The sequence below is a fragment of the Enterobacter cloacae complex sp. P27C genome (assembly GCF_014895705.1).
Lineage (GTDB): Bacteria > Pseudomonadota > Gammaproteobacteria > Enterobacterales > Enterobacteriaceae > Enterobacter > Enterobacter bugandensis.
The window spans coordinates 386,155-410,764 of sequence record NZ_JADBQB010000001.1; the positions used below are offsets into that span (position 1 = coordinate 386,155).

Annotated in this window: 29 protein-coding genes and 1 other annotated feature; of the genes, 17 read left to right on the plus strand and 12 right to left on the minus strand. The window is 53.8% G+C overall.

Features of this window, described 5'->3' with window-relative positions:
- The first annotated feature begins 276 nt into the window (after window positions 1-276).
- Complete coding sequence (ves, locus tag IM291_RS01905) at window positions 277-834, plus strand: environmental stress-induced protein Ves (RefSeq protein WP_192985979.1); 558 nt, start codon at window positions 277-279, stop codon at window positions 832-834.
- On the opposite strand, the gene cho is transcribed toward ves, so the two are convergent.
- On the minus strand, window positions 812-1,690 hold the full coding sequence (gene cho, locus IM291_RS01910; protein ID WP_032644984.1) for an excinuclease Cho: 879 nt from the start codon (window positions 1,688-1,690) through the stop codon (window positions 812-814). The genes ves and cho overlap by 23 nt on opposite strands.
- A gap of 121 nt (window positions 1,691-1,811) precedes the next feature.
- A complete protein-coding gene (gene nadE, locus IM291_RS01915) occupies window positions 1,812-2,636 on the minus strand; it encodes an ammonia-dependent NAD(+) synthetase (protein ID WP_048959444.1) in 825 nt (274 codons plus the stop codon).
- A 232-nt stretch (window positions 2,637-2,868) separates the two neighbouring features.
- On the opposite strand from nadE, the gene osmE reads away from it, so the two are divergent.
- From osmE to chbG, 7 genes are all read left to right on the plus strand, one after another.
- Complete coding sequence (gene osmE, locus IM291_RS01920; RefSeq protein ID WP_003857836.1) at window positions 2,869-3,213, plus strand: osmotically-inducible lipoprotein OsmE; 345 nt, start codon at window positions 2,869-2,871, stop codon at window positions 3,211-3,213.
- A gap of 281 nt (window positions 3,214-3,494) precedes the next feature.
- Window positions 3,495-3,812 carry a PTS N,N'-diacetylchitobiose transporter subunit IIB gene (gene chbB / locus IM291_RS01925; RefSeq protein ID WP_014883474.1) on the plus strand — a complete coding sequence of 106 codons (318 nt, stop codon included), beginning with the start codon at window positions 3,495-3,497 and terminating at the stop codon, window positions 3,810-3,812.
- Between the two features lie 80 nt (window positions 3,813-3,892).
- Entirely contained in the window at window positions 3,893-5,251 is a 1,359-nt protein-coding gene (gene chbC, locus IM291_RS01930; protein ID WP_028012799.1) for a PTS N,N'-diacetylchitobiose transporter subunit IIC, read from the plus strand.
- Between the two features lie 47 nt (window positions 5,252-5,298).
- Window positions 5,299-5,646, plus strand: a complete 348-nt coding sequence (gene chbA, locus IM291_RS01935; protein WP_028012800.1) for a PTS N,N'-diacetylchitobiose transporter subunit IIA — start codon at window positions 5,299-5,301, stop codon at window positions 5,644-5,646.
- Window positions 5,647-5,651: 5 nt separating this feature from the next.
- Complete coding sequence (gene chbR, locus IM291_RS01940) at window positions 5,652-6,494, plus strand: transcriptional regulator ChbR (RefSeq protein WP_075206554.1); 843 nt, start codon at window positions 5,652-5,654, stop codon at window positions 6,492-6,494.
- A 109-nt stretch (window positions 6,495-6,603) separates the two neighbouring features.
- Window positions 6,604-7,959, plus strand: coding sequence for a 6-phospho-beta-glucosidase (locus IM291_RS01945; protein WP_028012802.1), 1,356 nt, complete (start codon window positions 6,604-6,606; stop codon window positions 7,957-7,959).
- 11 nt (window positions 7,960-7,970) lie between these two features.
- Window positions 7,971-8,720, plus strand: coding sequence for a chitin disaccharide deacetylase (chbG, locus tag IM291_RS01950; RefSeq protein WP_049000715.1), 750 nt, complete (start codon window positions 7,971-7,973; stop codon window positions 8,718-8,720).
- Window positions 8,721-8,843: 123 nt separating this feature from the next.
- Here the strand turns inward: chbG and katE are convergent, their stop codons facing one another.
- Window positions 8,844-11,093: a catalase HPII gene (gene katE, locus IM291_RS01955; RefSeq protein WP_049000718.1), complete on the minus strand. Its 2,250-nt coding sequence runs from the start codon at window positions 11,091-11,093 to the stop codon at window positions 8,844-8,846.
- Between the two features lie 168 nt (window positions 11,094-11,261).
- Between katE and cedA the strand changes: the two genes are divergently transcribed.
- Window positions 11,262-11,537 carry a cell division activator CedA gene (cedA, locus tag IM291_RS01960; protein ID WP_223239595.1) on the plus strand — a complete coding sequence of 92 codons (276 nt, stop codon included), beginning with the start codon at window positions 11,262-11,264 and terminating at the stop codon, window positions 11,535-11,537.
- A 48-nt stretch (window positions 11,538-11,585) separates the two neighbouring features.
- On the opposite strand, the gene IM291_RS01965 is transcribed toward cedA, so the two are convergent.
- The 4 genes from IM291_RS01965 to hxpB form a co-directional block, all read right to left on the minus strand.
- Complete coding sequence (locus IM291_RS01965; protein ID WP_049000720.1) at window positions 11,586-12,977, minus strand: L-cystine transporter; 1,392 nt, start codon at window positions 12,975-12,977, stop codon at window positions 11,586-11,588.
- A 129-nt stretch (window positions 12,978-13,106) separates the two neighbouring features.
- On the minus strand, window positions 13,107-13,697 hold the full coding sequence (locus IM291_RS01970; protein WP_032644865.1) for a metal-dependent hydrolase: 591 nt from the start codon (window positions 13,695-13,697) through the stop codon (window positions 13,107-13,109).
- 94 nt (window positions 13,698-13,791) lie between these two features.
- Window positions 13,792-14,553 carry a 2-dehydro-3-deoxy-D-gluconate 5-dehydrogenase KduD gene (kduD, locus tag IM291_RS01975; protein WP_041910455.1) on the minus strand — a complete coding sequence of 254 codons (762 nt, stop codon included), beginning with the start codon at window positions 14,551-14,553 and terminating at the stop codon, window positions 13,792-13,794.
- 127 nt (window positions 14,554-14,680) lie between these two features.
- Complete coding sequence (hxpB, locus tag IM291_RS01980; protein ID WP_028012808.1) at window positions 14,681-15,352, minus strand: hexitol phosphatase HxpB; 672 nt, start codon at window positions 15,350-15,352, stop codon at window positions 14,681-14,683.
- Window positions 15,353-15,499: 147 nt separating this feature from the next.
- On the opposite strand from hxpB, the gene IM291_RS01985 reads away from it, so the two are divergent.
- On the plus strand, window positions 15,500-16,036 hold the full coding sequence (locus IM291_RS01985) for a YniB family protein (protein WP_049000725.1): 537 nt from the start codon (window positions 15,500-15,502) through the stop codon (window positions 16,034-16,036).
- A gap of 36 nt (window positions 16,037-16,072) precedes the next feature.
- Here IM291_RS01985 and IM291_RS01990 read toward each other — a convergent pair whose 3' ends face one another.
- The 3 genes from IM291_RS01990 to pfkB all read right to left on the minus strand — a co-directional run bounded on the left by IM291_RS01990 (window position 16,073) and on the right by pfkB (window position 18,366).
- Complete coding sequence (locus IM291_RS01990; protein ID WP_041910453.1) at window positions 16,073-16,933, minus strand: fructosamine kinase family protein; 861 nt, start codon at window positions 16,931-16,933, stop codon at window positions 16,073-16,075.
- Window positions 16,934-17,038: 105 nt separating this feature from the next.
- A complete protein-coding gene (ghoS, locus tag IM291_RS01995) occupies window positions 17,039-17,329 on the minus strand; it encodes a type V toxin-antitoxin system endoribonuclease antitoxin GhoS (RefSeq protein ID WP_028012811.1) in 291 nt (96 codons plus the stop codon).
- Window positions 17,330-17,433: 104 nt separating this feature from the next.
- The gene (gene pfkB, locus IM291_RS02000; protein ID WP_049000726.1) at window positions 17,434-18,366 is read right to left on the minus strand and encodes a 6-phosphofructokinase II; all 933 of its coding nucleotides are present in this window, start codon (window positions 18,364-18,366) and stop codon (window positions 17,434-17,436) included.
- 296 nt (window positions 18,367-18,662) lie between these two features.
- On the opposite strand from pfkB, the gene IM291_RS02005 reads away from it, so the two are divergent.
- Window positions 18,663-19,421 (plus strand): YdiY family protein, encoded by a 759-nt coding sequence (locus IM291_RS02005; protein WP_028012813.1) that lies wholly within the window; start codon window positions 18,663-18,665, stop codon window positions 19,419-19,421.
- A gap of 101 nt (window positions 19,422-19,522) precedes the next feature.
- Here the strand turns inward: IM291_RS02005 and yniD are convergent, their stop codons facing one another.
- Together yniD and yncL are read right to left on the minus strand one after the other, a co-directional pair.
- Complete coding sequence (yniD, locus tag IM291_RS02010; RefSeq protein ID WP_088205299.1) at window positions 19,523-19,630, minus strand: small membrane protein YniD; 108 nt, start codon at window positions 19,628-19,630, stop codon at window positions 19,523-19,525.
- Between the two features lie 97 nt (window positions 19,631-19,727).
- Window positions 19,728-19,820, minus strand: a complete 93-nt coding sequence (gene yncL, locus IM291_RS02015; RefSeq protein ID WP_071787459.1) for a stress response membrane protein YncL — start codon at window positions 19,818-19,820, stop codon at window positions 19,728-19,730.
- 322 nt (window positions 19,821-20,142) lie between these two features.
- On the opposite strand from yncL, the gene thrS reads away from it, so the two are divergent.
- The 6 genes from thrS (at window position 20,143) to pheS (ending at window position 24,607) form a co-directional block, all read left to right on the plus strand.
- On the plus strand, window positions 20,143-22,071 hold the full coding sequence (gene thrS, locus IM291_RS02020; RefSeq protein WP_028012814.1) for a threonine--tRNA ligase: 1,929 nt from the start codon (window positions 20,143-20,145) through the stop codon (window positions 22,069-22,071).
- A 3-nt stretch (window positions 22,072-22,074) separates the two neighbouring features.
- Entirely contained in the window at window positions 22,075-22,617 is a 543-nt protein-coding gene (gene infC / locus IM291_RS02025; RefSeq protein WP_023616141.1) for a translation initiation factor IF-3, read from the plus strand.
- 97 nt (window positions 22,618-22,714) lie between these two features.
- A complete protein-coding gene (gene rpmI, locus IM291_RS02030) occupies window positions 22,715-22,912 on the plus strand; it encodes a 50S ribosomal protein L35 (protein WP_003030583.1) in 198 nt (65 codons plus the stop codon).
- Between the two features lie 50 nt (window positions 22,913-22,962).
- Entirely contained in the window at window positions 22,963-23,319 is a 357-nt protein-coding gene (gene rplT, locus IM291_RS02035; protein ID WP_000124850.1) for a 50S ribosomal protein L20, read from the plus strand.
- Window positions 23,320-23,436: 117 nt separating this feature from the next.
- Window positions 23,437-23,561 (plus strand) — a sequence feature (Phe leader region).
- Entirely contained in the window at window positions 23,442-23,486 is a 45-nt protein-coding gene (gene pheM, locus IM291_RS02040) for a pheST operon leader peptide PheM (protein ID WP_001386830.1), read from the plus strand. It overlaps the preceding feature by 45 nt.
- Before the next feature lie 62 nt (window positions 23,562-23,623).
- Complete coding sequence (gene pheS / locus IM291_RS02045) at window positions 23,624-24,607, plus strand: phenylalanine--tRNA ligase subunit alpha (RefSeq protein WP_010426091.1); 984 nt, start codon at window positions 23,624-23,626, stop codon at window positions 24,605-24,607.
- Window positions 24,608-24,610: the final 3 nt, after the last annotated feature.

The window sequence follows — 24,610 nt, forward strand, 5'->3', positions numbered from 1 at the left end:
GCCGGGATCCTGTCCACAAAAGCGAAATCGCTGTGGACAGGACCGGCGGTTTTTCTATTCTGCCCTCTTGCCTGCCGCCGCCAGCGCGGTATTCTCCTGTAGTCGCTTCAGAGAATGTCTGTAGAGTCATGGCGTTAGCATTTTTATTAACGTTCCGCTAAGGCCTGCCCGCTCTGCTGCCGATACTGTGTCTGTGAATACCTAACGATAACAAACAAGACTGCAGGGGTAGCGATATCCTTGCCCTGGCACGGGTTGTGCCATTCAGGAGTGGTGATGGAGTTCTTTGATATTCGTAAGATGCCGGTCAGCCTCTGGCGCAATGGTGCCGGCGAAACGCGAGAAATTTGCTGTATCCCTCCCGCGACGCGCGATTTTTACTGGCGTGCCAGTATCGCGACCATCGCCAGCAACGGCGAATTCTCCTCGTTTCCCGGTGTCGACCGGGTCATTACCCTGCTGGAAGGCGGGGAGGTGACGCTGGATGCCGGTCAGGCGTTCTGCCATACCCTTAAACAGCATCAGCCTTACAGTTTTGCCGGCGATTTGCCGGTGAAGGCGCTGCTTTCCGATGGCAGGATGGCGATGGATTTCAACATCATGACCCGGCGCGACTGCTGTCGGGCGAAGGTGCGGGTTGCCGATCGTACTTTTACCACCTTTGGCTCGCGCGGGGGCGTGGTGTTTGTATTAAGCGGGGCGTGGCAATTGGGTGATAAATTGCTCACGGCCGATCAGGGCGCCAGCTGGCAGGAGGGGACCCATACTCTGCGTCTGCTGGAGTCTCAGGGCACCCTGCTGTTCAGTGAAATTAACTGGCTGCCGGGTCACTGAGCGCGATGATCTCGAACTTGCCCGCTAATACGGGCTTGCAGAGGATTTTGTAGCCGTCGTGGTCGAATCCCGCGGGGGTGCGCAGCAGGGTTGCCGCGTCGCTTAAATCATCGACCGCCCCCAGCCAGAGCCAGTTATTGACGATGTGATACTGCGTCATGGTTTCACCCACTTCTTTTAGCGCAACGGCGCCGTCCCACGGCCAGCAGTTGACGCTGATCCCGGCCAGGCCCGCGAGGAGCCGGGCGTGATGCGCCTCAACGCTCTCTTTTCCGCAGCAGGCGCCTGCGCAGCGCTTCAGAGCGGAGCGGAAACAGGCGCGGCCCCGCGTGGTGCCCTCTAGCCCTAAAAGGCTATAGCAAAGCTGCAGCTCGTCCGCGAGCGCCTGCAGAGACTGTAGGGCGGCACGCTTGTTTGCGAACAGCCCGAAGAGATTCGGGGCGTGGGAGAAATCGACCTCGCGGGCGTAGACGACCTGCGGCTTGCCGTCGGCGATCTGCAGGGAGCAGAGCTGGCGGTTGCGGCGCAGGCGCTTATTGAAGAGCGGCTGCTGCTCTTTTATCAGCCGGGCTTCCAGCAACAGCGCGCCCATTTCTCCCGCCGTCTGGAACCAGGTAATGCGTCGCGACTGGCGCAGCATGGCGGCCTCGTCCGGGGTGCGCAGGTGGGATAACACCCGGCTGCGAATGTTAACGCTTTTGCCGATGTAGAGCGGCAGGGTCTCGCTTTCACCGTGAAATATGTACACGCCCGGCTGTTTGGGCAGCGCCTCAAGCCAGGGGCGAAGATGTTCGGGATATTCATAGATAGCCGCCGCTTCAAACTCAAGACGCGGGGCTGATTGACGCCTGCTCACATACTGCTCCATATACTGTTCAGGTATACAGTGTAGCAGGTGTGCTGTGGTTAAAAAAGAGCCGGGTAGCGTGATGCCCTCTCCCTAAAGGGGAGAGGGAGCAAAGATTAACGTTTTGCGTTTATTTCCAGAAATCGTCAAACACCGTAATTGGCGTGTGGCGCTTGTGCTCGGTTTTCAGGTACCAGCCCTCGATAATTTTCGCGGTACCTTCATCCAGCGTTTTGCCTTCCAGATAATCATCAATGTTGTCATAAGTGACGCCAAGGGCCGCTTCATCCGGCAGGGAAGGGCGATCGTCTTCCAGATCCGCGGTTGGCGCTTTCTTGTACAGATGCTCAGGGCAGCCCAGCGCGGCGAGCAGCTGCTTGCCCTGACGTTTGTTGAGACGGAAAATCGGGTTGATGTCGGTGCCGCCATCGCCGTATTTGGTGAAGAAACCGGTGATCGCTTCTGCCGCATGGTCGGTGCCTACCACAACGCCTTTGGTCATCCCGGCGATGCTGTACTGCGCTTTCATGCGCTCGCGCGCTTTCTCGTTGCCGCGCACAAAATCACTTAATTCAATGCCCGCTTCGCGCAGCGCCTGCTCGCTTGCCAGCACCGAGCCTTTGATATTGACGGTAAGCACGCGATCGGGCTGGATGAACGCGATGGCGTCCTGGCAGTCCTGTTCGTCCGCCTGAACCCCATAAGGCAGACGCACGGCGATAAACTGCAGCGCTTCGTCGCCCGTCTCTTCACGAAGCTCTGAAATCGCCATCTGGCAGAGTTTACCCGTCAGGGTAGAGTCCTGCCCGCCGCTGATGCCCAGCACCAGGGATTTCAGGAAAGCGTTCTTTTTTAAGTACGACTTTAAAAAATCCACGCTGCGGCGGATCTCTTCCTGTGCATCTATCGCAGGCTTAGCGCCCAGCGCCTGAATAATCTCTTGTTGCAGAGCCATCATGCCCTCCGTATGCAGAACATAAACAGAATGTGTTAACTGTTAAAACTAACCCTTTGGGCGGAAAACGACAAGGATCACAGTTTCGAGTGCGTTAATTTGCGGCGATTTAGCAGCTTATCGTTGTTTTATTAGAATTTTCCGAAATTCGTCTGGCGTAAATCACAAAGTTGAACAATAGTACTTTTTATCCCATGCTTAGATAACACGCTGATAAACAAGAGGACGGAATATGAACAAGAACGTAGCAGGAATTCTTAGCGCAGCGGCGGTACTGACGATGCTGGCAGGGTGTACGGCTTACGATCGCACCAAGGATCAGTTTACCCAGCCCGTGGTTAAAGACGTTAAAAAAGGGATGACACGTTCGCAGGTGGCTGCGATCGCCGGCAAGCCTTCTTCTGAAGTGACCATGATTCACGCGCGCGGTACGTGTCAGACTTATATCCTGGGTCAACGTGATGGTAAGGCAGAAACCTACTTCGTCGCGCTGGATGATACCGGACATGTGATTAACTCCGGCTATCAGACCTGTGCTGAATACGACACCGATCCGCAGGCACCTAAGGCGCAGTAACCCTGCTTGCCTGAAGATGTTAACAAACCGGCCTCTGGGCCGGTTTTTTTATTCATACGTTAATCTTATTTCTTTGCGCGAATTATTTGCCTGAAATGTGAAGGTAGTCAACAAGCCAGGTCAATGAGAGACAATTTAGGCCTATCCAGAATTATCTCCCCTCTGTACCATTGCGTATACTCACTTCAACGATAAACAACAGTACGCAAGCTACCTGTCTGCCGGGACAGCGAGTCGAGTGATAGCGCGACGGCAGGTAGTCATACAAGAGGGAAATTATGATGGAAAAGAAACATATCTACCTGTTCTGCTCAGCGGGCATGTCAACCTCGCTTCTGGTGTCAAAGATGCGCGCGCAGGCTGAAAAGTATGAAGTTCCTGTGGTGATTGAAGCGTTTCCGGAAACGCTGGCGGGCGAAAAAGGCCAGAAAGCCGATGTTGTGTTACTGGGGCCGCAAATTGCCTATATGTTGCCCGAAATTCAACGACTGCTACCGAATAAACCGGTCGAAGTGATCGACTCGGGGCTGTACGGCAAGATCGATGGTTTAGGTGTACTTAAAGCTGCTGTGGCAGCCATTAAAAAAGCTGCTAATTAATTTTTATTTTTCCCGTCAAAGAGTTATTTCACACACAATTACGCCGTAACATGCGTTACGGCATTTAAGGGTATTTTCCTATGAGTAAAGTCATCGCTTCACTTGAAAAGGTACTCCTTCCTTTTGCTGTTAAAATAGGAAAGCAGCCTCACGTTAATGCCATCAAAAACGGTTTTATTAAATTAATGCCGTTGACGCTGGCCGGGGCCATGTTCGTTTTAATTAACAACGTTTTTCTGAGCTTTGGTGAAGGTTCCTTCTTTTATTCATTAGGAATTCGGTTAGACGCTTCCACTATTGAAACCCTTAACGGTTTTAAAGCCATCGGCGGCAACGTATATAACGGTACGTTGGGTATTATGTCGCTGATGGCGCCTTTCTTTATTGGGATGGCGCTGGCTGAAGAGCGGAAAGTGGATCCGCTGGCCGCCGGATTATTATCCGTTGCCGCGTTTATGACCGTCACGCCTTACAGCGTGGGTGAAGCCTACGCCGTTGGCGCAAACTGGCTGGGCGGAGCCAACATCATCTCCGGTATTGTTATCGGCCTGGTGGTGGCAGAAATGTTCACCTTTATTATCCGTCGCAACTGGGTTATCCGCCTGCCGGATAGCGTGCCGGCCTCCGTTTCTCGTTCATTTTCCGCGTTGATCCCAGGCTTCATTATCCTCTCCATCATGGGGATTATCGCCTGGGCGCTCTCTCACTGGGGCACGAACTTCCACCAGATCATCATGGACTCTATCTCTACGCCGCTGGCGTCGATGGGTGGCGTGGTCGGTTGGGCGTATGTGATTTTCACCTCTCTGCTGTGGTTCTTCGGCGTGCATGGTTCACTGGCACTGGCCGCGCTGGACAGCGGAATTATGACCCCATGGGCACTGGAAAACGTTGCGCTTTACCAGCAGTACGGCTCCGTTGACGCGGCGCTGGCGGCAGGTAAAACCTTCCATGTGTGGGCGAAGCCGATGCTTGACTCCTATATCTTCCTGGGTGGTACCGGGGCGACCCTGGGTCTGATCATCGCGGTCTTTATTGTCTCTCGTCGCGCTGACTATCGTCAGGTGGCGAAATTGGCCCTGCCATCAGGCATCTTCCAGATTAACGAGCCGATTCTGTTCGGTCTGCCAATCATCATGAACCCGGTAATGTTTATCCCGTTCATCCTGGTGCAGCCGCTGCTGGCAGCGATCACCCTGACGGCCTACTACATGGGTATTATTCCACCGATCACCAACATCGCTCCGTGGACCATGCCGGCAGGTCTGGGCGCCTTCTTTAACACCAACGGTAGCGTCGCGGCCTTCCTGCTGGCGATATTCAACCTCGGGATTGCCACCCTGCTGTACATGCCGTTCGTGGCGATTGCGAACAAAGCTGCCACCATCATTGATGAAGAAGAGAGCGAAGAGGAAATTGCCCTCTCACTGAAATTCTAAGATTGACCGGCGCGGGGAAGCCCGCGCCAGCCACAAGGAGCTAAAACATGTTAGATTTGGATAGTATCGTCGCAGACGAAGCCGCAGAGAACGATCTCGAAGAAGTGGTGATGGGCCTTATCATCAACTCCGGGCAGGCGCGCAGCCTGGCGTATGCCGCACTGAAGCAGGCCAAGCAGGGCGATTTCGCTGCCGCGAAAACCATGATGGAGCAGTCCCGCACGGCGCTGAACGAAGCGCACCTGGTGCAGACAAAGCTGATTGAAAGCGATCAGGGCGAAGGGAAGATGAAGGTCAGCCTGGTGCTGGTACACGCTCAGGATCACCTGATGACGTCCATGCTGGCGCGTGAGCTGGTGGCGGAGTTGATTGAGCTTCACGAGAAAATGCACTAGGTCGGATTGAGCAGCAGGAGGTCAGCACGATGGAAATCAAAACCGCATTTGAACAGCAACTGTTTAATGGCAAAAATTTTCACGTGGTTATCTACAACAAGACGGAGAGCGCCAGCGGTCTGCACCAGCATGACTACTATGAGTTCACGATTGTTCTGACCGGCCGCTACTACCAGGAGATCAACGGTAAGCGCGTCCTGCTGGAGCGAGGGGATTTTGTCTTCCTGCCGATGGGTTCCTATCACCAGAGCTTTTACGAATTTGGCGCGACCCGCATTCTGAACGTGGGCGTCAGCAGACGCTTCTTTGAGAAGCACTATCTGCCGCTGGTGCCGTTCTGCTTTGTGGCGTCCCAGGTATATCGTGTGAAAAACGAGTTCATGACCTGGATTGAAACGGTCATCGCCTCGCTTAACTTCCGCGACAATGAGTTTGATGAATTTATTGAAACGGTGACCTTCTACGTGATGAACCGGTTGCGGCATCACCGTGAAGAGCAGCAGGTGACGGATGATGTTCCACAGTGGCTGCGCAGCACCGTGGAACTGATGCACGATAAAGGCCAGTTCAGCGAAAATGCGCTGGAAAATATGGTATCCCTCTCGGGGAAATCCCAGGAATATCTGACCCGCGCGACGCAGCGTTATTATCATAAAACGCCGGTGCAAATAATTAATGAAATCCGCATTAATTTTGCCAAAAAACAGCTGGAGATTACCAACTATTCTGTCACCGATATTGCCTATGAGTCAGGATATAGCAGTCCCAGCCTGTTTATTAAAACTTTTAAGAAGTTGACCTCATTCACACCGAACAGCTACCGGAAGAATTTAACGGTAATTAATTAACTTTCGGCGGATTACCCGCCATAAATATTGCTTTAATGGCTTGCCCAAATAGCGGGAAGAGTACGCTATACCTTGCAGGCGATTAACCTGATACGCTAAGGGAGATATTATGCAAAAGAAATTAAAAGTCGTAACCATTGGTGGCGGCAGCAGCTATACCCCGGAATTACTCGAAGGTTTTCTGAAACGTTATCATGAATTACCAGTCAGCGAATTATGGCTGGTGGACGTTGAGGAAGGTCAGGAGAAGCTGGATATTATTTTCGACCTGTGCAAGCGCATGGTTGAGAAAGCGGGCGTGCCTATGACCGTGCATAAATCCCTCGATCGTCGCCTGGCGCTGAAAGATGCGGATTTCGTTACCACTCAGCTGCGCGTCGGCCAGCTAAAAGCGCGCGAGCTGGACGAGCGTATTCCGCTGAGCCACGGCTACCTGGGGCAGGAGACCAACGGCGCGGGCGGCCTGTTCAAAGGCCTGCGTACCATTCCGGTGATTTTCGACATCGTCAAAGATGTGCAAGAGATCTGCCCGAACGCGTGGGTGATTAACTTCACTAACCCGGCCGGAATGGTGACCGAGGCGGTATATCGTCATACCAATTTCAAACGCTTTATCGGCGTCTGTAATATCCCGATCGGCATGAAGATGTTTATCCGCGACGTGCTGGAGCTGACCGACAGTGACGATCTCTCAATCGATCTGTTCGGCCTGAACCACATGGTGTTCATTAAAGACGTCATCGTGAACGGAAAATCGCGCTTTGCCGAACTGCTCGATGGCGTGGCTTCCGGTCGCCTGACCGCGGCCTCCGTGAAGAACATCTTTGACCTGCCGTTCAGCGAAGGGCTGATCCGCTCGCTGAATCTGCTGCCGTGCTCATACCTGCTTTACTACTTCAAGCAGAAAGAGATGCTGGCTATCGAAATGGGCGAGTACTATAAGGGCGGCGCGCGTGCGCAAATCGTTCAGAAAGTTGAGAAGCAGCTGTTCGATTTATATAAAGATCCGAACCTGAACGTCAAACCGAAAGCGCTTGAGCAGCGCGGTGGGGCCTATTACTCCGATGCAGCGTGTGAAGTGATCAACGCCATCTACAACGACAAGCAGGCGGAGCATTATGTTAACGTGCCGCATCACGGCCATATCGACAATATCCCGGCGGACTGGGCCGTCGAGATGACCTGCATTCTCGGGCGCGAGGGGGCTAAACCGCATCCACGTATCACCCACTTCGACGACAAAGTTATGGGCCTGATCCACACCATCAAAGGCTTTGAAGTGGCGGCGAGCAACGCGGCGCTGAGCGGTGAACTCAATGACGTGCTTCTGGCGCTGAACCTCAGCCCGCTGGTGCATTCCGACCGCGATGCGGAGCAGCTGGCCAGCGAGATGATCCTGGCGCATGAAAAATGGTTGCCGAACTTTGCCGCCACGATTGAGAAGCTGAAGTTCAAACAACACTGAGAGGACGCACAATGGAAAACCTGCTGATCGTTAATGCTGATGACTTTGGCCTTTCGAAAGGCCAGAACTACGGCATTATTGAAGCCTGTCGCCGGGGGGTAGTGACCTCTACAACGGCACTGGTGAACGGTGAAGCGGTTGAACACGCGGCGCAGTTGAGCCGCGAGGTGCCAGAGCTGGGTGTCGGCATGCATTTTGTGCTGACGCTCGGGATGCCGCTTTCGCCCATGCCGGGCCTGACGCGTGACGGTCTGCTGGGCAAATGGATTTGGGATCTGGCGGAGCAGGACGCTCTGCCGCTCGTAGAGATTGCCCGTGAGCTGGACTGCCAGTACAACCGCTTTGTTGATCTTTTTGGCAAGGCGCCGACGCACATCGACAGCCACCATCATGTGCACATGATCCCGGCGATTTTCCCGATTGTTGCGGCGTTTGCCCAACGCAAAGGCGTGGCGATGCGCGTGGATCGTGAGGCGCAGGGCGTGCTGGACTGTGCCGTGACAACAACTGAGGGGTTCAGCAGTGCCTTTTACGGTGACGAGATCGACGAAGCGCTGTTCCTCAAGGTGCTGGATGATTCCGCCGCGCGGGGGGAACGGTCGCTGGAGGTTATGGCGCATCCTGCCTTTGTCGATAACACCGTGCGTAAGAGCGCCTACTGCTGGCCGCGCCTGGCGGAGCTGGATGTCCTGACGTCGCCGTCGCTGAAATACGCCATTGCCGAGCGTGGGTATCGGTTGGGGACGTTTGGGGATCTGTAAGACGTGCCGGGTGGTGAGGTAAAAGCAAAACGGTAACCTGGGTTACCGTTTTTATTGTTTTCTCCCTCTCCCGTGGGAGAGGGGCGTGGTGAGGGCATCAGGCCGCACAACCGGGAATGGTTTTTACGCCGGAATCTGATCGATCTTACTGCTGCGCGACCAGACGCGGTGCGCGGCGAGCAAATCAAACAGCTTCGTCATAAAGGCATCGTCAACGTTATCGCCCTCGACAATGCCGTCCTCACCCTGATCGGCCACCTTCAGCTGTGCTTTAAACTGACGCGCGTCGCCGGATAGCGCAATGGGCTTCAGGTGCTTATAAGCTTCCAGCAGATAATAGATGGCATCACCGTTGTTGAGCAGGCTGGCAATATCCCCGCACGGCACAATCACCGCATCGACGGTCAGCGACGGCGCGCCGGCAAAGGTCGCCGCGACCGGCAGCACGGAGCCGTCATCGGCGGTCACTTCACCCATGCGGGAATAGAGCAGTTTGGCGTGTACGCCCTGGGTTTTTAGCGCCTGCATAATCCCCAGCACGTCGCTGGCGCGGGTTTTGTCGTTCAGCAGGATGGCGACTACGCGGCCCTTAATTGAACCACCCGGCACCGCATACAGGCTCAGCGATGGATCTTTCTTCACGCCGTTAACCTCTTTCGGTGGTGCAAGGTTACGCTGTTCGTCCGTTAGCGTGATACCAAGGTTATCCGCCACGCTCTGGGCAAGCTGAATATCAATGTGCGCCAGCTGATCGACCACGCGCTCGCGGATGTAGGTGCGCACCACTTTGCTCAGTTCGAAGCTAAAGCCGCCGATGATGTGCTGTTGCTCAATCGGCGTCTGGCTGTTCCAGAACAGGCGAGGGTGGGCGTAATACTCACCGAACGAGGGGCTGCGCTCGCGAATTTTGTTGCCGTCGATACGCTCCTGGTACGATTCGAATCCGCCGCGTTTCGGCCCCGGCGGGGTTTCTCGCGGCCAGTTGTCGTTGATGGAGTTCGGCTCATAGTTTGCCGGGTTGGTATCAATATCCTGACGGTGCATCCCGTCGCGCTGGAAGTTATGGTACGGGCAGGTTGGGCGGTTAATCGGGATCTCGTGGAAGTTCGGCCCGCCAAGACGGCTAATCTGCGTATCGGTATACGAGAACAGGCGTCCCTGTAAGAGCGGATCGTTGGTGAAATCCAGTCCGGGGACGATGTGGCCCGGGTGGAACGCGGCCTGCTCGTTTTCGGCAAAGAAATTATCCGGGTTGCGGTTAAGCACCATTTTCCCCACCAGCTGAACGGGCACCAGCTCCTCAGGGATGAGTTTTGTCGGGTCAAGCAGGTCGAAATCGAACTTAAACTCGTCTTCTTCCGGGATCAGCTGTAAGCCCAGTTCATATTCCGGGAAGTCACCCGCTTCAATGGATTCCCACAGTTCGCGGCGATGGAAGTCCGGATCGCGCCCGGTGAGCTTCTGCGCCTCATCCCATACCAGCGAGGCTTTGCCCGCTACCGGCTTCCAGTGGAAGCGCACAAACGTGGCTTTTCCTTCCGCGTTGATCATGCGGAAGGTATGAATACCGAACCCTTCCATCGTGCGATAGCTGCGCGGGATCCCACGGTCGGACATCGCCCACATCACGTTGTGTAAGGTTTCAGGCTGCAGGGAGACATAGTCCCAGAAGGTATCGTGCGCACTTTGTCCCTGGGGTATGGCCCAGTGGGGCTCCGGTTTTACCGCATGGACAAAGTCAGGAAATTTATGCGCATCCTGAATGAAAAACACCGGGGTGTTATTGCCCACCAGATCGAAAATACCCTCTTCGGTATAAAACTTGGTGGCAAAGCCGCGGATATCACGCACCGTATCTGCCGAACCTGCGCCACCCTGCACGGTGGAGAAACGCACAAAGACCGGCGTGATTTTATCCGGGTCGGAGAGGAAATCCGCTTTGGTGATCGCTTTCAGGCTTTTATAGGGCTGGAAGTAGCCGTGCGCCGCAGAACCGCGCGCGTGAACGATGCGTTCCGGAATTCGCTCGTGGTCAAAATGGGTAATTTTTTCCCGCAGGATGAAATCTTCCAGCAGGGTTGGCCCGCGCGCGCCTGCGCGAAGGGAGTTTTGATCGTCAGCAATGCGCACGCCCTGATTGGTGGTGAGTGCAAAACCTTCGCCGCCTTTACGGTGTGGCTCAAGCGATTTCAGCTTCTCGTTTCCGGTGTCCGGCGATTTCATGCTTCCCGGCGCGGTTGGTTGTTCGCCAGGGGCTGATGGGCCCGGCGAGGGGCGGTGAGAGCCGTCAGCAGGGGCGAGAGAGTCCATACCCGGTTGAGATTCTTCAGTGCCATGAATCGGTGATTGATGTGATTTATCTTTGTTCGACATTGCACGCTTCTCCTTTATCCATTGCTAAAAACCCTATTAAGGATAGAACAATGTCGTGAGATAGCTCGCTAACTAAGCGTTTTTCACATGACGTTATTAACGAAAGGAGCCATCTCACCCACTCGGAGCGCGACGTAAGGCAGCAGGATCGGCTATCATAGAATTTTCCTGCTTCAAGAATTTGCTTTAGTGAATCCGTCGCTTATGAAACCTCTTCGTCAACAAAACCGCCAGGTTATTAGCTATGTGCCCCGCGTTGAGCCCGCGCCGCCTGACCATGCCCTGAAAGTGGATGGTTTTCGTGATGTCTGGCTGCTTCGCGGTAAATATGTGGCTTTTGTCCTGATGGGGGAACATTTCCGCCGGTCGCCGGCGTTTTCCGTGCCGGAGTCAGCCCAGCGATGGGCGACGCAAATCCGCCAGGATGAAGAGGTTGAAGAATAACAGCCATAAAAAAACCGCCATCAGGCGGTTTTTTTATTTCTATCGAGATTAACGGTGCGCCAGCTCGGCGTCGTCTTCACTTTCCAGAATGGTTTTGTCGGTCTGCTTCAGCCACTGGCTGGTCAGCGTACCGGCAGTCATGGAGCCGCTCACGTTCAGCGCGGTACGGCCCATGTCGATCAGCGGTTCAACGGAGATCAGCAGGGCGACCAGCGTGACGGGCAGGCCCAGCGCGGGCAGCACAATCAGCGCGGCGAAGGTTGCACCGCCGCCGACACCTGCAACGCCGGCGGAGCTGATGGTAACAATCCCGACCAGCGTGGCGATCCAGACCGGATCCAGCGGGTTGATACCCACGGTTGGGGCAACCATCACCGCCAGCATCGCCGGGTAGAGCCCCGCACAGCCGTTCTGACCGATGGTAGCACCAAAGGAGGCAGAGAAGCTGGCGATAGATTCCGGCACGCCCAGACGACGGGTCTGTGCTTCAACGTTCAGCGGAATAGACGCTGCGCTGGAACGGCTGGTGAAGGCAAAGGTCAGTACCGGCCATACTTTGCGGAAGTATTTCAGCGGGCTGACGCCGTTCACGCCCAGCAGGATACCGTGCACCACGAACATAATGCCCAGGCCCAGATAAGAGGCGACAACGAAGCTGCCCAGCTTAATGATGTCCTGCAGGTTAGAGCCGGCTACCACTTTGGTCATCAGTGCCAGAACGCCGTATGGCGTCAGCTGCATGACCAGACGGACCAGCTTCATCACCCAGCTTTGCAGGGTATCAATCGCCGTCAGCACGCGTTCGCCTTTCGGCGCGTCGTCTTTCAGCAGCTTAAGCGCAGCCACGCCCAGGAATGCCGCGAAGATCACCACGCTGATGATAGAGGTTGGGCTTGCACCGGTCAGGTCAGCAAACGGGTTCTTCGGAATGAAGGAGAGGACCATCTGCGGAACCGTCAGATCAGCCACTTTACCCACGTAGTTGGTTTGAATTGCGGTCAGACGCGCCGTTTCAGCGGTACCCTGAACCAGACCTTCGGCCGTCAGGCCAAACAGGTTGGTAACCAGCACCCCCACCAGCGCGGCAATCAGCGTGGTAAAGAGCAGCGTACCAATGGTCAGAAAGCTGATTTTACCCAGCTGAGTTGCGTTGTGCAGACGGGCTACGGCGCTCAGAATAGAGGCGAACACCAGCGGCATAACGATCATCTGCAGCAGCTGGACGTAGCCGTTACCGACAATGTTGAACCACTGAATGGACTCTTTCAGTACCGGACTATCGGAGCCGTAGACGGCGTGTAAGGCCAGACCAAACGCCACACCCATGACCAGACCGACCAGTACTTTTTTCGCCAGGCTCCACTGTTTGTGGCGCGCCTGCGCGAGAAGCAATAGTAATACGACGAACACGACTATGTTCGCGATGAGTGGAAAATTCATCCCCGTTCTCCTGATTTATTATGTGGGATCGGTTTTTCCCGATCCTGTTGGCGGAAGGTTAGCAGAAGTGTGATGTGGCGCTTATATCCAAATGGAATGGTTTATGACAAATGGAATGATTTTGTTGGTTTACTGTTCAATCTGGTGATGAATAAAACGATTGAACTGAAATTGCAGCGAATTGATCATCTGGGAAGACCAGCGCACTGCACTGTTTTCGGGCAAGGTTTGCGGCATCCAGACGGCGTAGGCGAACAGCGCCATGCACAGCACGCGTTCAAGCTGATTCCCTTTCTGCGGCGCAAGGATCGGAAAACGGAAACGCCAGCGGCAGGGCCAAAGCAACGGCACGCCCGCGGGCGTCAGCATATCGGCGAGGATATGGCTTAAATAACCCAGCACCATGCCCTGAATGGCATCGCCCGGCACTATCCAGCTTTCAGGGACTTTTAAATAGAAAAGCGTGAGCAGGCCAAAAACGGCCAGCAGGCTGTGGGTAAACCCGCGGTGGCCGAACGCGCGGGCGATGGGCTTCGACACCCACTTCAGGCGCTGTCCGAGGAAGGATTTTGGGTGGTCAATATCGGGCAGCAGACAGGTTAAAACGGCAGAAGGGACAATATGCCACCAGTCTCCCTGTGCAAGCACGGGAGTAAGTTCTGCGTTTTTGGCAAATACTGCGCACGCAATTGAAAAAAGCAGGTGGCCTTCCGCCGTCATGATAAAACCCACGAAACTGTCAATTTATACAGTATAGGGTTTTTATACAGTGGACGAAAGAGGTGACGGTGTAACTGTTTGTCACAAAGGCGCCTCAGCGCGCCAGCCAGCCGCCATCGACGGCTAAGGTGTGACCATTCACGTAATCTGATGCGGGGGAGGCTAAAAAGACGACCGGCCCCTGAAGGTCATCCGGTACTCCCCATCGACCCGCCGGGATGCGGTCAAGGATCTCCGCGTTACGCTGTTCGTTATCGCGCAGCTGCTGCGTGTTGTTCGTCGCCATGTAGCCCGGCGCGATGGCATTCACGTTGATGCCATGTAGCGCCCACTCATTTGCCAGCAGGCGCGTGATCCCCAATACGCCGCTTTTCGAGGCGGTATACGACGGCACGCGAATGCCGCCCTGAAAGGAGAGCATAGAGGCGATATTGATAATTTTGCCGCCCTGGCCCTGGGTGATAAATCGCTTAGCGACCGCCTGAGAGAGGAAAAAGAGCGACTTGAGATTCAGGTTCATAACGTCATCCCAGTCTTTTTCGCTGAACGTCAGAGCCTCCTCCCGGCGAATCGTCCCGGCATTGTTCACCAGAATATCAATTCGTCCCATCTCCGCCACGGCGGTGTCCACGACGTACTGAAGATTTTCCTGCTGGCTCAGATCGGCCCGAATAGCCACAAAACGTCTTCCCAGGGCGGTGACGGCGCTGGCCGTTTTCTCTGGAGCTTTGCGATTTACCCCAACGATATCGCAACCTGCCTGCGCCAGCGCAATAGCCATGCCTTGCCCCAGCCCGGTATCGCACCCGGTGATGAGGGCCACTTTGCCTGAAAGAGTAAAGGTGTCCAGTATCATACGCGCCTCAGAAGCTGGTTATCGTCGTGTTGACGTTAAAGATAGGAGGCAGGGATGAGAAAAGCAAACAAAATGAAACTGTGTTTTGTTTTTATCAGGCAGCATGACGCTGCCTGTAGGAGGGGCGCTATTCGCCGCGCAGGTGTTGTACCGTCAGTTCAGCCAGCGAATTCAGCTTAACGTCGGCAAGAGCATACCGGGGATCGTGGCGGTTTTCTTCATCGGGAACCACAATGGAGCGCATACGCGCGGCTTTGGAGGCCACCATGCCGTTTACTGAATCTTCCAGCGCGACGCAGGTAAGCGGATCAAGACCCAGCTTCGCGGCGCAGTCCATATAGACCTGCGGATGCGGCTTGCTGTAGGGCAGTTTTTCCGCAGACGCCAGGGCGTCAAAACTGTCGCGCAGCTCAAACATGATCAGCACTTTTTCCAGCATATGCAGCGGTGAAGCGGAAGCCAGGCCAACCTTCAGCCCCTGAGACTTGCACAGCGCGACAGCCTCATGTACGCCCGGCAAGAGCGGCTTGTTCTCCTCCACCAGCGCGATGGCGCGGCTGATAATACGCGAGGTGACTTCGTCGCGATCGGGCCCAACCCACGGCTGTTGGGCGTACCACAGGTCAACGACCATATCAATACGCAGGCCCAGCGTGTCGGGAAGTTCATTACGGCGACTGATATCAACGCCCAGGCTGGCCATCACGTCCAGCTCGGCGCGATCCCACAACGGCTCGGAATCAATCAGTAATCCATCCATGTCAAAAATAGCGGCAAGTATCTGGCGCGGTGTCGACATCACAACGTCTCCTTATCCAGGTGTTCGACAGACGATAAGTGCTAAGCACAGTCTGCAATTTAGCATATTGCTTTTAAAGAGCGGGCGAAATTGATGTCCAGCAGGTAGACTTAGGCTCAAATCACGCGTCTTTATGAAGAGGAACTGATGACGTATCAACAAGCTGGACGCATTGCTGTCTTAAAACGTATTGCAGGCTGGGTGATTTTTATTCCTGCCGTCATTTCTACGCTGATATCCGTGCTGAAGTTTATGTACGATCACAGCGAAAAACAGCCGGGCATTAATGCGGTAATGCTTGATTTTGCGCATGTCATGATTGAGATGGTGCGGTTTAACACCCCGTTCCTGAACGTCTTCTGGTTCAACTCGCCAACGCCGGACTTTCACCAGCAGCTGAATATTGGGTTCTGGATTATCTATGCGCTGATTTTTATTGCGATGGCGCTGCAGGCATCGGGCGCACGAATGAGTCGCCAGACCCGTTTTTTACGGGAAGGGGTGGAAGATCAGCTTATCCTTGAGAAGGCGAAAGGTCCTGAAGGAATGAGCCGGGAGCAGATTGAATCCCGCATTGTGGTGCCTCGTCACACCATTTTCCTGCAAATTTTCCCGCTCTATATCCTGCCGGTTATCATCATCGTGGCGGGATATTTCTTCTTCTCACTGCTCGGTTTTCTGTAACGAATTAGGGTGGCGGCAAGGCCACCCGTTTTGTCTTTAAGCCGCAAGCACGCGTTCAAGCGCGCGCTGGGCGTTGACCAGATGTTGCCCGCCAAAAAGAATGGCTCGGTTCATCAGCGTATAGAGCTGATACACGGGCTGGCGCTCAAGGAAGTCCGGCGGCAGGGGGGAGACAGACTGATACCCATCGTATATTTGCGGCGGTTGTTCGGGATGCAGGGGCAACATGGCCAAATCGCACTCTCTGTCGCCCCAGTAGCAGGCCGGGTCGAAGATATACGGGCCGTTGGGGCCCAGCGCGCAGTTATCGGACCATAAATCACCGTGCAGCAAAGACGCCTGAGGCTGGTGGGAGGCCAGGCGCTGTTGCACATGCTCGACGATGGCATCAATATTGCCAAATTCCAGCCCTTTCTCTGCGGCCAGTTCAAGCTGCCATCCGATGCGCTGCTCGGCAAAGAACGTCGACCAGCGGCGCTGCCAGGCATTGGGCTGCGGCGTGGTGGAAAGGTCGTTGTCGAAGTCGAGACCAAACTGGGGCTGGTCGCTCCACTGGTGCAGACGCGCTAACTGTTGCCCGAGAATAAAGGCATTATGGGCGTCCAACGGGCGGGCAGGGAGATAGTCCATCACCAGAAAGCTGTAGTCCCGGTCACTGCCCACGGCCAGCACCTCAGGTACCGTCACCGTTTTACTGCGGGACAACAGTTCAAGCTGATCGGCTTCAGCGGTAAAAATCGGGAGCAGCTCTCGCTCGTCGCATTTAACGAACAGATCGCGTCCTGCGTAGCGTAAATGCCACGCGGCGTGAATTTCCCCGCCCGGCAGCTCGTTACGCAGTTCAATTTCACCTTCACCCAATTGCTCATGTAAAAGATGACTGATAGCCTGCCACATGTTGACTCTCCCATGTTGTCTGCCAGATCATAAAGTTAGCGCATAACTGCGGTAAAAAAATACGAACTAACGCACACCTGAGCGGATTAATTTCATGCAGGGCACTTATTGTTCTTTTTTCTGCCAGCGTTCCCACGTCTCCACGGTGATGTCGGCAGGCTTGTCGGTCACGCTTTCCACCAGGCTGGCGGCCAGCGCATGCACCTCTTCTTCACTCAGGGCTGCGATCAGGCCAAACGCCAGGGTGCCTAAATCATGAATATGACCTTCGTCATCCGTTAGCGTGAGCAGGAAATTCGCCCGTGTAAAGGCATTGTTGAGCTCGTTAAGCTCGGTCAGCGATGCTTCATGAAGGCTGATGGTCACGACGTAGCGGGTGATATCACCACTGCTCATAATTCACCTCGTTGTTATCCTGAAAGTTTTTTTAGCATAGTCGATACGCCATATTTGGCGACTTCCACAGATATTCCCCCTCGGTCAGGAGGGGGATATATCGGTTAGCTTCGTGACAGGTAATCGACGATTTTCTGTGTATCGGCAAGCGAACACAGGCGCGTTCCCTGATTGATGGTGGCGGCACTCCCCGCCGCGACGCCATAGCGCGTCATCTCCAGAAGTGATGCACCCTGCGCCAGCTTCAGCGCCATCGCGCCGACCATACTGTCGCCTGCGCCGACGGTGCTCTGGCTCTTCATTGGGGGCGGAACAACCTGCACAAAGCCCGTCTTGTCGACGGCCAGCGCACCCTGAGGACCGAGAGAGACGACAACGCGGTGCGCTTTGCCGCTGCGAACCAGTTCTTCTGCGGCAGTACGCACGTCATCCGGCTGGCTAAGTTCGCGATTAACAAGCGCACTCAGCTCTTTCTGGTTAGGCTTAACCAGCTCAAGCTGTCCGGGTTCTAATGCCGCCTGCAGGGCTTCGCCTGAACTGTCGACAATGCAGCGAATGCCGCGCTGAAGTACGGCATCAACCAGTGCTGTCAGCTTTTCTGTTTTGACGCCTGGCGGCAGGCTACCGCTGACGACCAGCAGCGAGCCGCTTTCAATGGTTAGCACCTTCTCTTCCAGCTGACGAAACTCATCATCGCTCAGCCTGGCGCCTGGCATAACGAAACGATACTGTTCCCCGCTGGACTCAACGTGGACATGCAGGTTCTGCCGGGTCCAGTCTTTGGCGTCTACGGTATCCACGGCAACCTGTTCATCGGCCAGCAAGGCAACAAGATGCTCCCCCGTGGCACCACCGGCCGGAAAGATGGCAGTCGCTTTACCGCCGAGGTGGGTAATCGCGCGCGCAACGTTAATCCCGCCGCCGCCCGGCTCAAATACGGGTGCGCTACAGCGTAGTTTACCTTCCGGGTAAATCTGCGGCGTTATGGTCGCGGAGTCGAGGGAAGGGGAGAGCGTCAGCGTATAAATAGAAGCCATCATAACCTCCTTTTAGCATGGGTTCTTTTAAGCCTGGCACCGATCGACAGGAAGGCAATGTAAATAACAGTATGATTTTAAAAATGAATGCTGACATAAATGCGATGAGGGATATATAAAATAAAACGCGTTTTGAGATCGTTCTTATTCAAAAAATGAAATAAGAAAATATTGCTATGTTATTTGCGCCTTTTTATAATTTGTTACCTTTCTCTGGACGCCTTGTCATTGATCCTCAAGAAAGTTTCCGAGACCGTGGTGGTCTCTTTTTTTGTTGTACGGACTCCTTAAATAAAATGAAGCTTTTGAAGACAGTACCCGCAGCACTGATGCTGGCGGGTGGCGTTTTTGCATCACTGAATGCAGCCGCCGATGACACCGTTTTTACTGTCATGGACGATCCCTCCACTGCCAAAAAACCGTTTGAAGGTAACCTGAACGCCGGGTATCTTGCGCAATCGGGTAACACGAAAAGCTCTTCTCTGACGGCGGACAGCACCCTGACCTGGTACGGCAATACCACTGCATGGTCGCTGTGGGGGAATGCCAGCAACACGTCCGCTAACGATGAACGCTCATCCGAGAAATACGCGGTCGGTGGACGTAGCCGTTACAACATGACCGACTATGACTACATCTTTGGTCAGGCAAGTTGGTTAACCGACCGCTTTAACGGCTATCGCCAGCGCGATGTGTTCACCGCCGGTTATGGTCGTCAGTTCCTGAATGGTCCGGTACACAGCCTCCGTTTCGAATTCGGTCCTGGTGTCCGCTATGACGAGTACACCAATGGCGAAAATGAAACCCAGCCGCTGGGCTATGCTTCCGGCACGTATGCCTGGCAAATGACCGATAACACCAAATTTACGCAGGGTGTTTCTGTGTTTGGTGCCGAGGATACGACGCTGAACTCCGAAAGCGCTTTGAATGTGGCTATCAATGAACACTTCGGTTTGAAATTGGCCTACAACGTGACCTGGAACTCTTCACCGCCAGAAACGGCACCGGATCATACCGATCGCAGAACCACGATTTCGCTGGGCTATAAAATGTAATCATAGCGGGCCGATGAAAGTGTCGGCCCGTTTTCATTATTATGGTTAACCTGCGCCAATAAATTCTCATCACGCGCAACGGCATTTATTTTTATTTGTACTTAGCCCCAAATCATTGCCGCCCACCGAAATAACAGCATTGCACCGCAGATGGCAACCAGCACCAGCACCATTTTCCAGTGTTTTACGGCAAATCGTTTTGTTGGCATAACCTAATCCTTGTTCGTTGATACGCATAGTCTATCAAACGGGGCCAAAAGATGCGCCTTCCCGGGAGCGATCGAGTTATGCCAACAAGGGGTCGGCTCAGAACCAGTGGAATCGTTCGGCGAGGATCAACACTAAACCTGTTGCGGAAAGGATGTTCAGAATCACAACCGTTCTACTGGATACATTCATGGTATGCACCTGTTGATATAAAAGGCATGTTCAAGAGTAGCCCAGCATGTCTGAAATGCGAGCGCCGGAGAGATGCAATCTGCAAATTTACGCTACGTGCCAGCCCATCATTCTGGCTGCAGAGGGTGCAATCTCCTTGCTGATAGTGTTAACATTACGTCGCTTGCCGTAAATCCGCATTAATCTGAATTCGGCAGGTGCATGATGACGAACCAATTTGACGATTGTTGGTCAGATGGTGTCGTAATCTATTGTCAAATCACGATTATTTTCTTTGTATATGCTCTTATGTGTGGGGCATCACTGCAAATAAGGATATAAAATGCCTGTAATTACTCTTCCTGATGGCAGCCAACGCCATTTCGACCACGCTGTTAGCCCTATGGATGTCGCCCTGGACATCGGTCCTGGCCTCGCGAAAGCGACCATCGCCGGCCGTGTTAACGGTGAGCTGGTTGATGCGTCCGATCTGATTGAAAACGATGCGACGCTTGCAATCATCACCGCGAAAGACGAAGAAGGTCTGGAGATCATTCGTCACTCCTGCGCACACCTGTTGGGTCATGCTATCAAGCAGCTGTGGCCAAACACCAAAATGGCGATCGGTCCGGTTATCGACAACGGTTTCTACTACGACGTTGATCTTGACCACACCCTGACCCAGGAAGATATCGACGCGCTCGAAAAACGTATGCACGAGCTCGCCGAGACCAACTATGACGTCATCAAGAAGAAAGTCAGCTGGCACGAAGCGCGTGAAACCTTCGTCAAGCGTGGCGAAAGCTATAAAGTCTCTATTCTCGATGAAAACATTGCTCATGATGACAAGCCTGGCTTGTACCATCACGAAGAATACGTCGACATGTGCCGTGGACCGCACGTGCCGAACATGCGCTTCTGTCATCATTTCAAACTGATGAAGATCGCCGGCGCCTACTGGCGTGGCGACAGCAACAACAAGATGTTGCAGCGTATCTATGGTACCGCGTGGGCGGATAAGAAAGCCCTGAACGCGTACCTGCAGCGCCTGGAAGAGGCCGCGAAGCGTGACCACCGTAAAATCGGTAAGCAGCTTGACCTGTACCACATGCAGGAAGAAGCGCCGGGTATGGTGTTCTGGCATAACGATGGCTGGACTATCTTCCGTGAACTGGAAACGTTCGTACGTTCCAAGCTGAAAGAGTACCAGTATCAGGAAGTGAAAGGCCCGTTCATGATGGACCGTGTGCTGTGGGAAAAAACCGGCCACTGGGACAACTACAAAGATGCGATGTTCACCACCTCGTCCGAGAACCGTGAATACTGCATCAAGCCAATGAACTGCCCGGGCCACGTTCAGATCTTCAACCAGGGTCTGAAATCCTACCGCGACCTGCCGCTGCGTATGGCGGAGTTCGGTAGCTGCCACCGTAACGAGCCATCAGGTGCGCTGCACGGTCTGATGCGCGTGCGTGGCTTTACTCAGGATGATGCGCATATCTTCTGTACTGAAGATCAGGTACGTGATGAAGTTAACGCCTGTATTCGTATGGTCTACGATATGTACAGCACCTTTGGCTTCGAGAAGATCGTGGTCAAACTCTCAACGCGTCCGGAAAAACGTATCGGTAGCGATGAGACCTGGGATCGCGCAGAAGCGGATCTCGCCGTAGCGCTGGAAGAGAACGGTATTCCGTTCGAATACCAACTGGGCGAGGGCGCATTCTACGGTCCGAAAATTGAATTTACCCTGTATGACTGCCTCGATCGCGCATGGCAGTGCGGTACTGTACAGCTGGACTTCTCCCTGCCGCAGCGTTTAAGCGCCTCTTATGTTGGCGAAGACAACGAGCGTCAGGTACCGGTCATGATTCACCGTGCTATTCTCGGTTCTCTGGAGCGCTTCATCGGCATCCTGACCGAAGAGTTCGCGGGCTTCTTCCCAACCTGGCTTGCGCCAGTGCAGGTCGTGGTGATGAACATTACCGATTCTCAGGCAGATTACGTTAAAGAATTGACGCAGAAACTACAAAATGCGGGCATTCGCGTAAAAGCAGACTTGAGAAATGAGAAGATTGGCTTTAAAATCCGCGAGCACACTTTACGTCGTGTCCCGTATATGTTGGTCTGTGGTGATAAAGAGGTGGAAGCAGGCAAAGTTGCCGTTCGCACCCGCCGTGGTAAAGACCTGGGCAGCCTGGACGTAAGTGAAGTGATTGAGAAGCTGCAACAAGAGATTCGCAGCCGCAGTCTTCAACAACTGGAGGAATAAGGTATTAAAGGCGGAAAACGAGTTCAAACGGCACGTCCGAATCGTATCAATGGCGAGATTCGCGCCCAGGAAGTTCGCTTAACAGGTCTGGAAGGCGAGCAGCTGGGGATTGTGAGTCTGAGAGAAGCAATCGAAAAGGCTGAAGAAGCTGGAGTAGATTTAGTTGAAATCAGCCCTAACGCCGAACCGCCAGTTTGTCGTATCATGGACTACGGCAAGTTCCTTTATGAAAAGAGTAAGTCTTCTAAGGAACAGAAGAAGAAGCAAAAAGTTATCCAGGTTAAGGAAATCAAATTCCGTCCTGGTACCGACGATGGCGATTATCAGGTAAAACTCCGCAGCCTGATTCGCTTTCTGGAAGATGGCGATAAGGCCAAGATCACGCTGCGTTTCCGCGGTCGTGAGATGGCCCACCAACAGATCGGTATGGAAGTGCTTAACCGCGTCCGTGACGATCTGAGTGAACTGGCAGTAGTCGAATCCTTCCCTACGAAGATCGAAGGCCGCCAGATGATCATGGTGCTCGCTCCTAAGAAGAAACAGTAAGGCCTTCAAGCAGCAAAATCTGTGGAGCCTTCGGGTTTCATAGGTTTTGTTCGCCTATGTTTCGTTTATTTAACAATGCGAAGTGGAAGTTATTAAGATGCCAAAAATTAAGACCGTACGCGGTGCTGCTAAGCGCTTCAAAAAAACCGGTGGTGGTGGATTTAAGCGTAAGCACGCAAACCTGCGTCATATTCTGACCAAAAAATCTACTAAGCGTAAACGTCACCTGCGTCCAAAAGGCCTTGTTTCTAAAGGCGATCTGGGTCTGGTTATCGCGTGCCTGCCGTACGCATAAGCCGTTAACGTTTAATTTTTTACTAAGAATATAGATACAGGAGAGCACATATGGCTCGCGTAAAACGTGGTGTAATTGCACGTGCACGTCACAAGAAAATTTTGAAACAAGCTAAAGGCTACTACGGTGCGCGTTCACGCGTATACCGCGTTGCCTTCCAGGCTGTTATCAAAGCAGGTCAGTACGCTTACCGTGACCGTCGTCAGCGTAAGCGTCAGTTCCGTCAACTGTGGATTGCGCGTATCAACGCAGCAGCACGTCAGAACGGTATTTCTTACAGCAAATTCATCAACGGCCTGAAAAAAGCCTCTGTTGAAATCGACCGTAAGATCCTGGCTGACATCGCAGTATTCGACAAAGTAGCGTTCACCGCTCTGGTCGAAAAAGCGAAAGCAGCACTGGCATAAGCCAGTTGAGAGAGGGGGCCTGGCTCCCTCTTTTCATTTAACACCATCAGAAGATTGACATTTATCCGTGCAGGCTTTTCAATAAGGTCTTACCGGTTTTTACCCAACAAGGTAACGCAAGCATGAATGCTGCTATTTTCCGCTTCTTCTTTTACTTTAGCACCTGACTCCAGGAGGCTAGCGCGTGAAAGATGAAACGAAAAACAGCGCCAGATAAGCCTCCCGATGGAGGCTTTTTTTGTGCCTGAATTTGAGAGAATAACTCCACCAAATCGGTGTCTGCACCGACATAATGAGGAAAATCATGTCACATCTCGCAGAGCTGGTTGCCAGTGCAACAGCCGCCATTAATCAGGCCTCAGATGTTGCCGCGTTAGACAATGTCCGCGTCGAATATCTTGGGAAGAAAGGGCACCTGACCCTTCAAATGACAACCCTGCGTGAACTGCCGCCAGAAGAACGCCCGGCAGCGGGTGCGGTGATTAACGAAGCCAAAGAGCAGGTTCAGCAGGCGCTGAACGCGCGTAAGGCCGAGCTGGAGAGCGCGGTACTAAACGCGCGTCTTGCGGCAGAAACCATCGACGTTTCTCTGCCGGGTCGCCGTATTGAAAACGGTGGTCTGCATCCGGTTACCCGTACTATCGATCGTATTGAAAGTTTCTTCGGTGAGCTCGGCTTTACCGTGGCGACTGGCCCGGAAATCGAAGATGATTACCACAACTTCGACGCCCTGAACATTCCTGGCCATCATCCGGCACGCGCTGACCACGACACTTTCTGGTTTGACGCGACGCGTCTGCTGCGTACCCAGACCTCTGGCGTTCAGATCCGTACCATGAAGGATCAGGAACCACCAATCCGCATCATCGCGCCGGGCCGCGTGTATCGTAACGACTACGATCAGACCCACACCCCAATGTTCCACCAGATGGAAGGTCTGATTGTTGATAAAAACATCAGCTTCACCAACCTGAAGGGCACGCTGCACGATTTCCTGAACAACTTCTTTGAGGAAGATCTGCAGGTTCGTTTCCGTCCGTCCTACTTCCCGTTCACTGAACCGTCTGCGGAAGTTGACGTGATGGGTAAAAACGGCAAATGGCTGGAAGTGCTGGGCTGCGGCATGGTGCATCCAAACGTGCTGCGCAACGTGGGTATCGATCCGGAAGTATACTCCGGCTTTGCGTTCGGCATGGGCATGGAGCGTTTGACCATGCTGCGCTACGGCGTGACCGACTTACGTGCATTCTTCGAAAACGATCTGCGTTTCCTCAAACAGTTTAAATAAGGG

Excerpts from the sequence above, each read along its gene's own strand:
- ves (WP_192985979.1), top strand. The coding sequence starts at position 277 with ATGGAGTTCTTTGATATTCGTAAGATGCCGGTCAGCCTCTGGCGCAAT.
- nadE (WP_048959444.1), bottom strand. The coding sequence starts at position 2,636 with ATGGCTCTGCAACAAGAGATTATTCAGGCGCTGGGCGCTAAGCCTGCG.
- osmE (WP_003857836.1), top strand. The coding sequence starts at position 2,869 with ATGAACAAGAACGTAGCAGGAATTCTTAGCGCAGCGGCGGTACTGACG.
- chbB (WP_014883474.1), top strand. The coding sequence starts at position 3,495 with ATGGAAAAGAAACATATCTACCTGTTCTGCTCAGCGGGCATGTCAACC.
- chbC (WP_028012799.1), top strand. The coding sequence starts at position 3,893 with ATGAGTAAAGTCATCGCTTCACTTGAAAAGGTACTCCTTCCTTTTGCT.
- chbA (WP_028012800.1), top strand. The coding sequence starts at position 5,299 with ATGTTAGATTTGGATAGTATCGTCGCAGACGAAGCCGCAGAGAACGAT.
- IM291_RS01945 (WP_028012802.1), top strand. The coding sequence starts at position 6,604 with ATGCAAAAGAAATTAAAAGTCGTAACCATTGGTGGCGGCAGCAGCTAT.
- chbG (WP_049000715.1), top strand. The coding sequence starts at position 7,971 with ATGGAAAACCTGCTGATCGTTAATGCTGATGACTTTGGCCTTTCGAAA.
- katE (WP_049000718.1), bottom strand. The coding sequence starts at position 11,093 with ATGTCGAACAAAGATAAATCACATCAATCACCGATTCATGGCACTGAA.
- IM291_RS01965 (WP_049000720.1), bottom strand. The coding sequence starts at position 12,977 with ATGAATTTTCCACTCATCGCGAACATAGTCGTGTTCGTCGTATTACTA.
- IM291_RS01970 (WP_032644865.1), bottom strand. The coding sequence starts at position 13,697 with ATGACGGCGGAAGGCCACCTGCTTTTTTCAATTGCGTGCGCAGTATTT.
- kduD (WP_041910455.1), bottom strand. The coding sequence starts at position 14,553 with ATGATACTGGACACCTTTACTCTTTCAGGCAAAGTGGCCCTCATCACC.
- hxpB (WP_028012808.1), bottom strand. The coding sequence starts at position 15,352 with ATGTCGACACCGCGCCAGATACTTGCCGCTATTTTTGACATGGATGGA.
- IM291_RS01985 (WP_049000725.1), top strand. The coding sequence starts at position 15,500 with ATGACGTATCAACAAGCTGGACGCATTGCTGTCTTAAAACGTATTGCA.
- IM291_RS01990 (WP_041910453.1), bottom strand. The coding sequence starts at position 16,933 with ATGTGGCAGGCTATCAGTCATCTTTTACATGAGCAATTGGGTGAAGGT.
- ghoS (WP_028012811.1), bottom strand. The coding sequence starts at position 17,329 with ATGAGCAGTGGTGATATCACCCGCTACGTCGTGACCATCAGCCTTCAT.
- pfkB (WP_049000726.1), bottom strand. The coding sequence starts at position 18,366 with ATGGCTTCTATTTATACGCTGACGCTCTCCCCTTCCCTCGACTCCGCG.
- IM291_RS02005 (WP_028012813.1), top strand. The coding sequence starts at position 18,663 with ATGAAGCTTTTGAAGACAGTACCCGCAGCACTGATGCTGGCGGGTGGC.
- yniD (WP_088205299.1), bottom strand. The coding sequence starts at position 19,630 with ATGCCAACAAAACGATTTGCCGTAAAACACTGGAAAATGGTGCTGGTG.
- yncL (WP_071787459.1), bottom strand. The coding sequence starts at position 19,820 with ATGAATGTATCCAGTAGAACGGTTGTGATTCTGAACATCCTTTCCGCA.
- thrS (WP_028012814.1), top strand. The coding sequence starts at position 20,143 with ATGCCTGTAATTACTCTTCCTGATGGCAGCCAACGCCATTTCGACCAC.
- rpmI (WP_003030583.1), top strand. The coding sequence starts at position 22,715 with ATGCCAAAAATTAAGACCGTACGCGGTGCTGCTAAGCGCTTCAAAAAA.
- rplT (WP_000124850.1), top strand. The coding sequence starts at position 22,963 with ATGGCTCGCGTAAAACGTGGTGTAATTGCACGTGCACGTCACAAGAAA.
- pheS (WP_010426091.1), top strand. The coding sequence starts at position 23,624 with ATGTCACATCTCGCAGAGCTGGTTGCCAGTGCAACAGCCGCCATTAAT.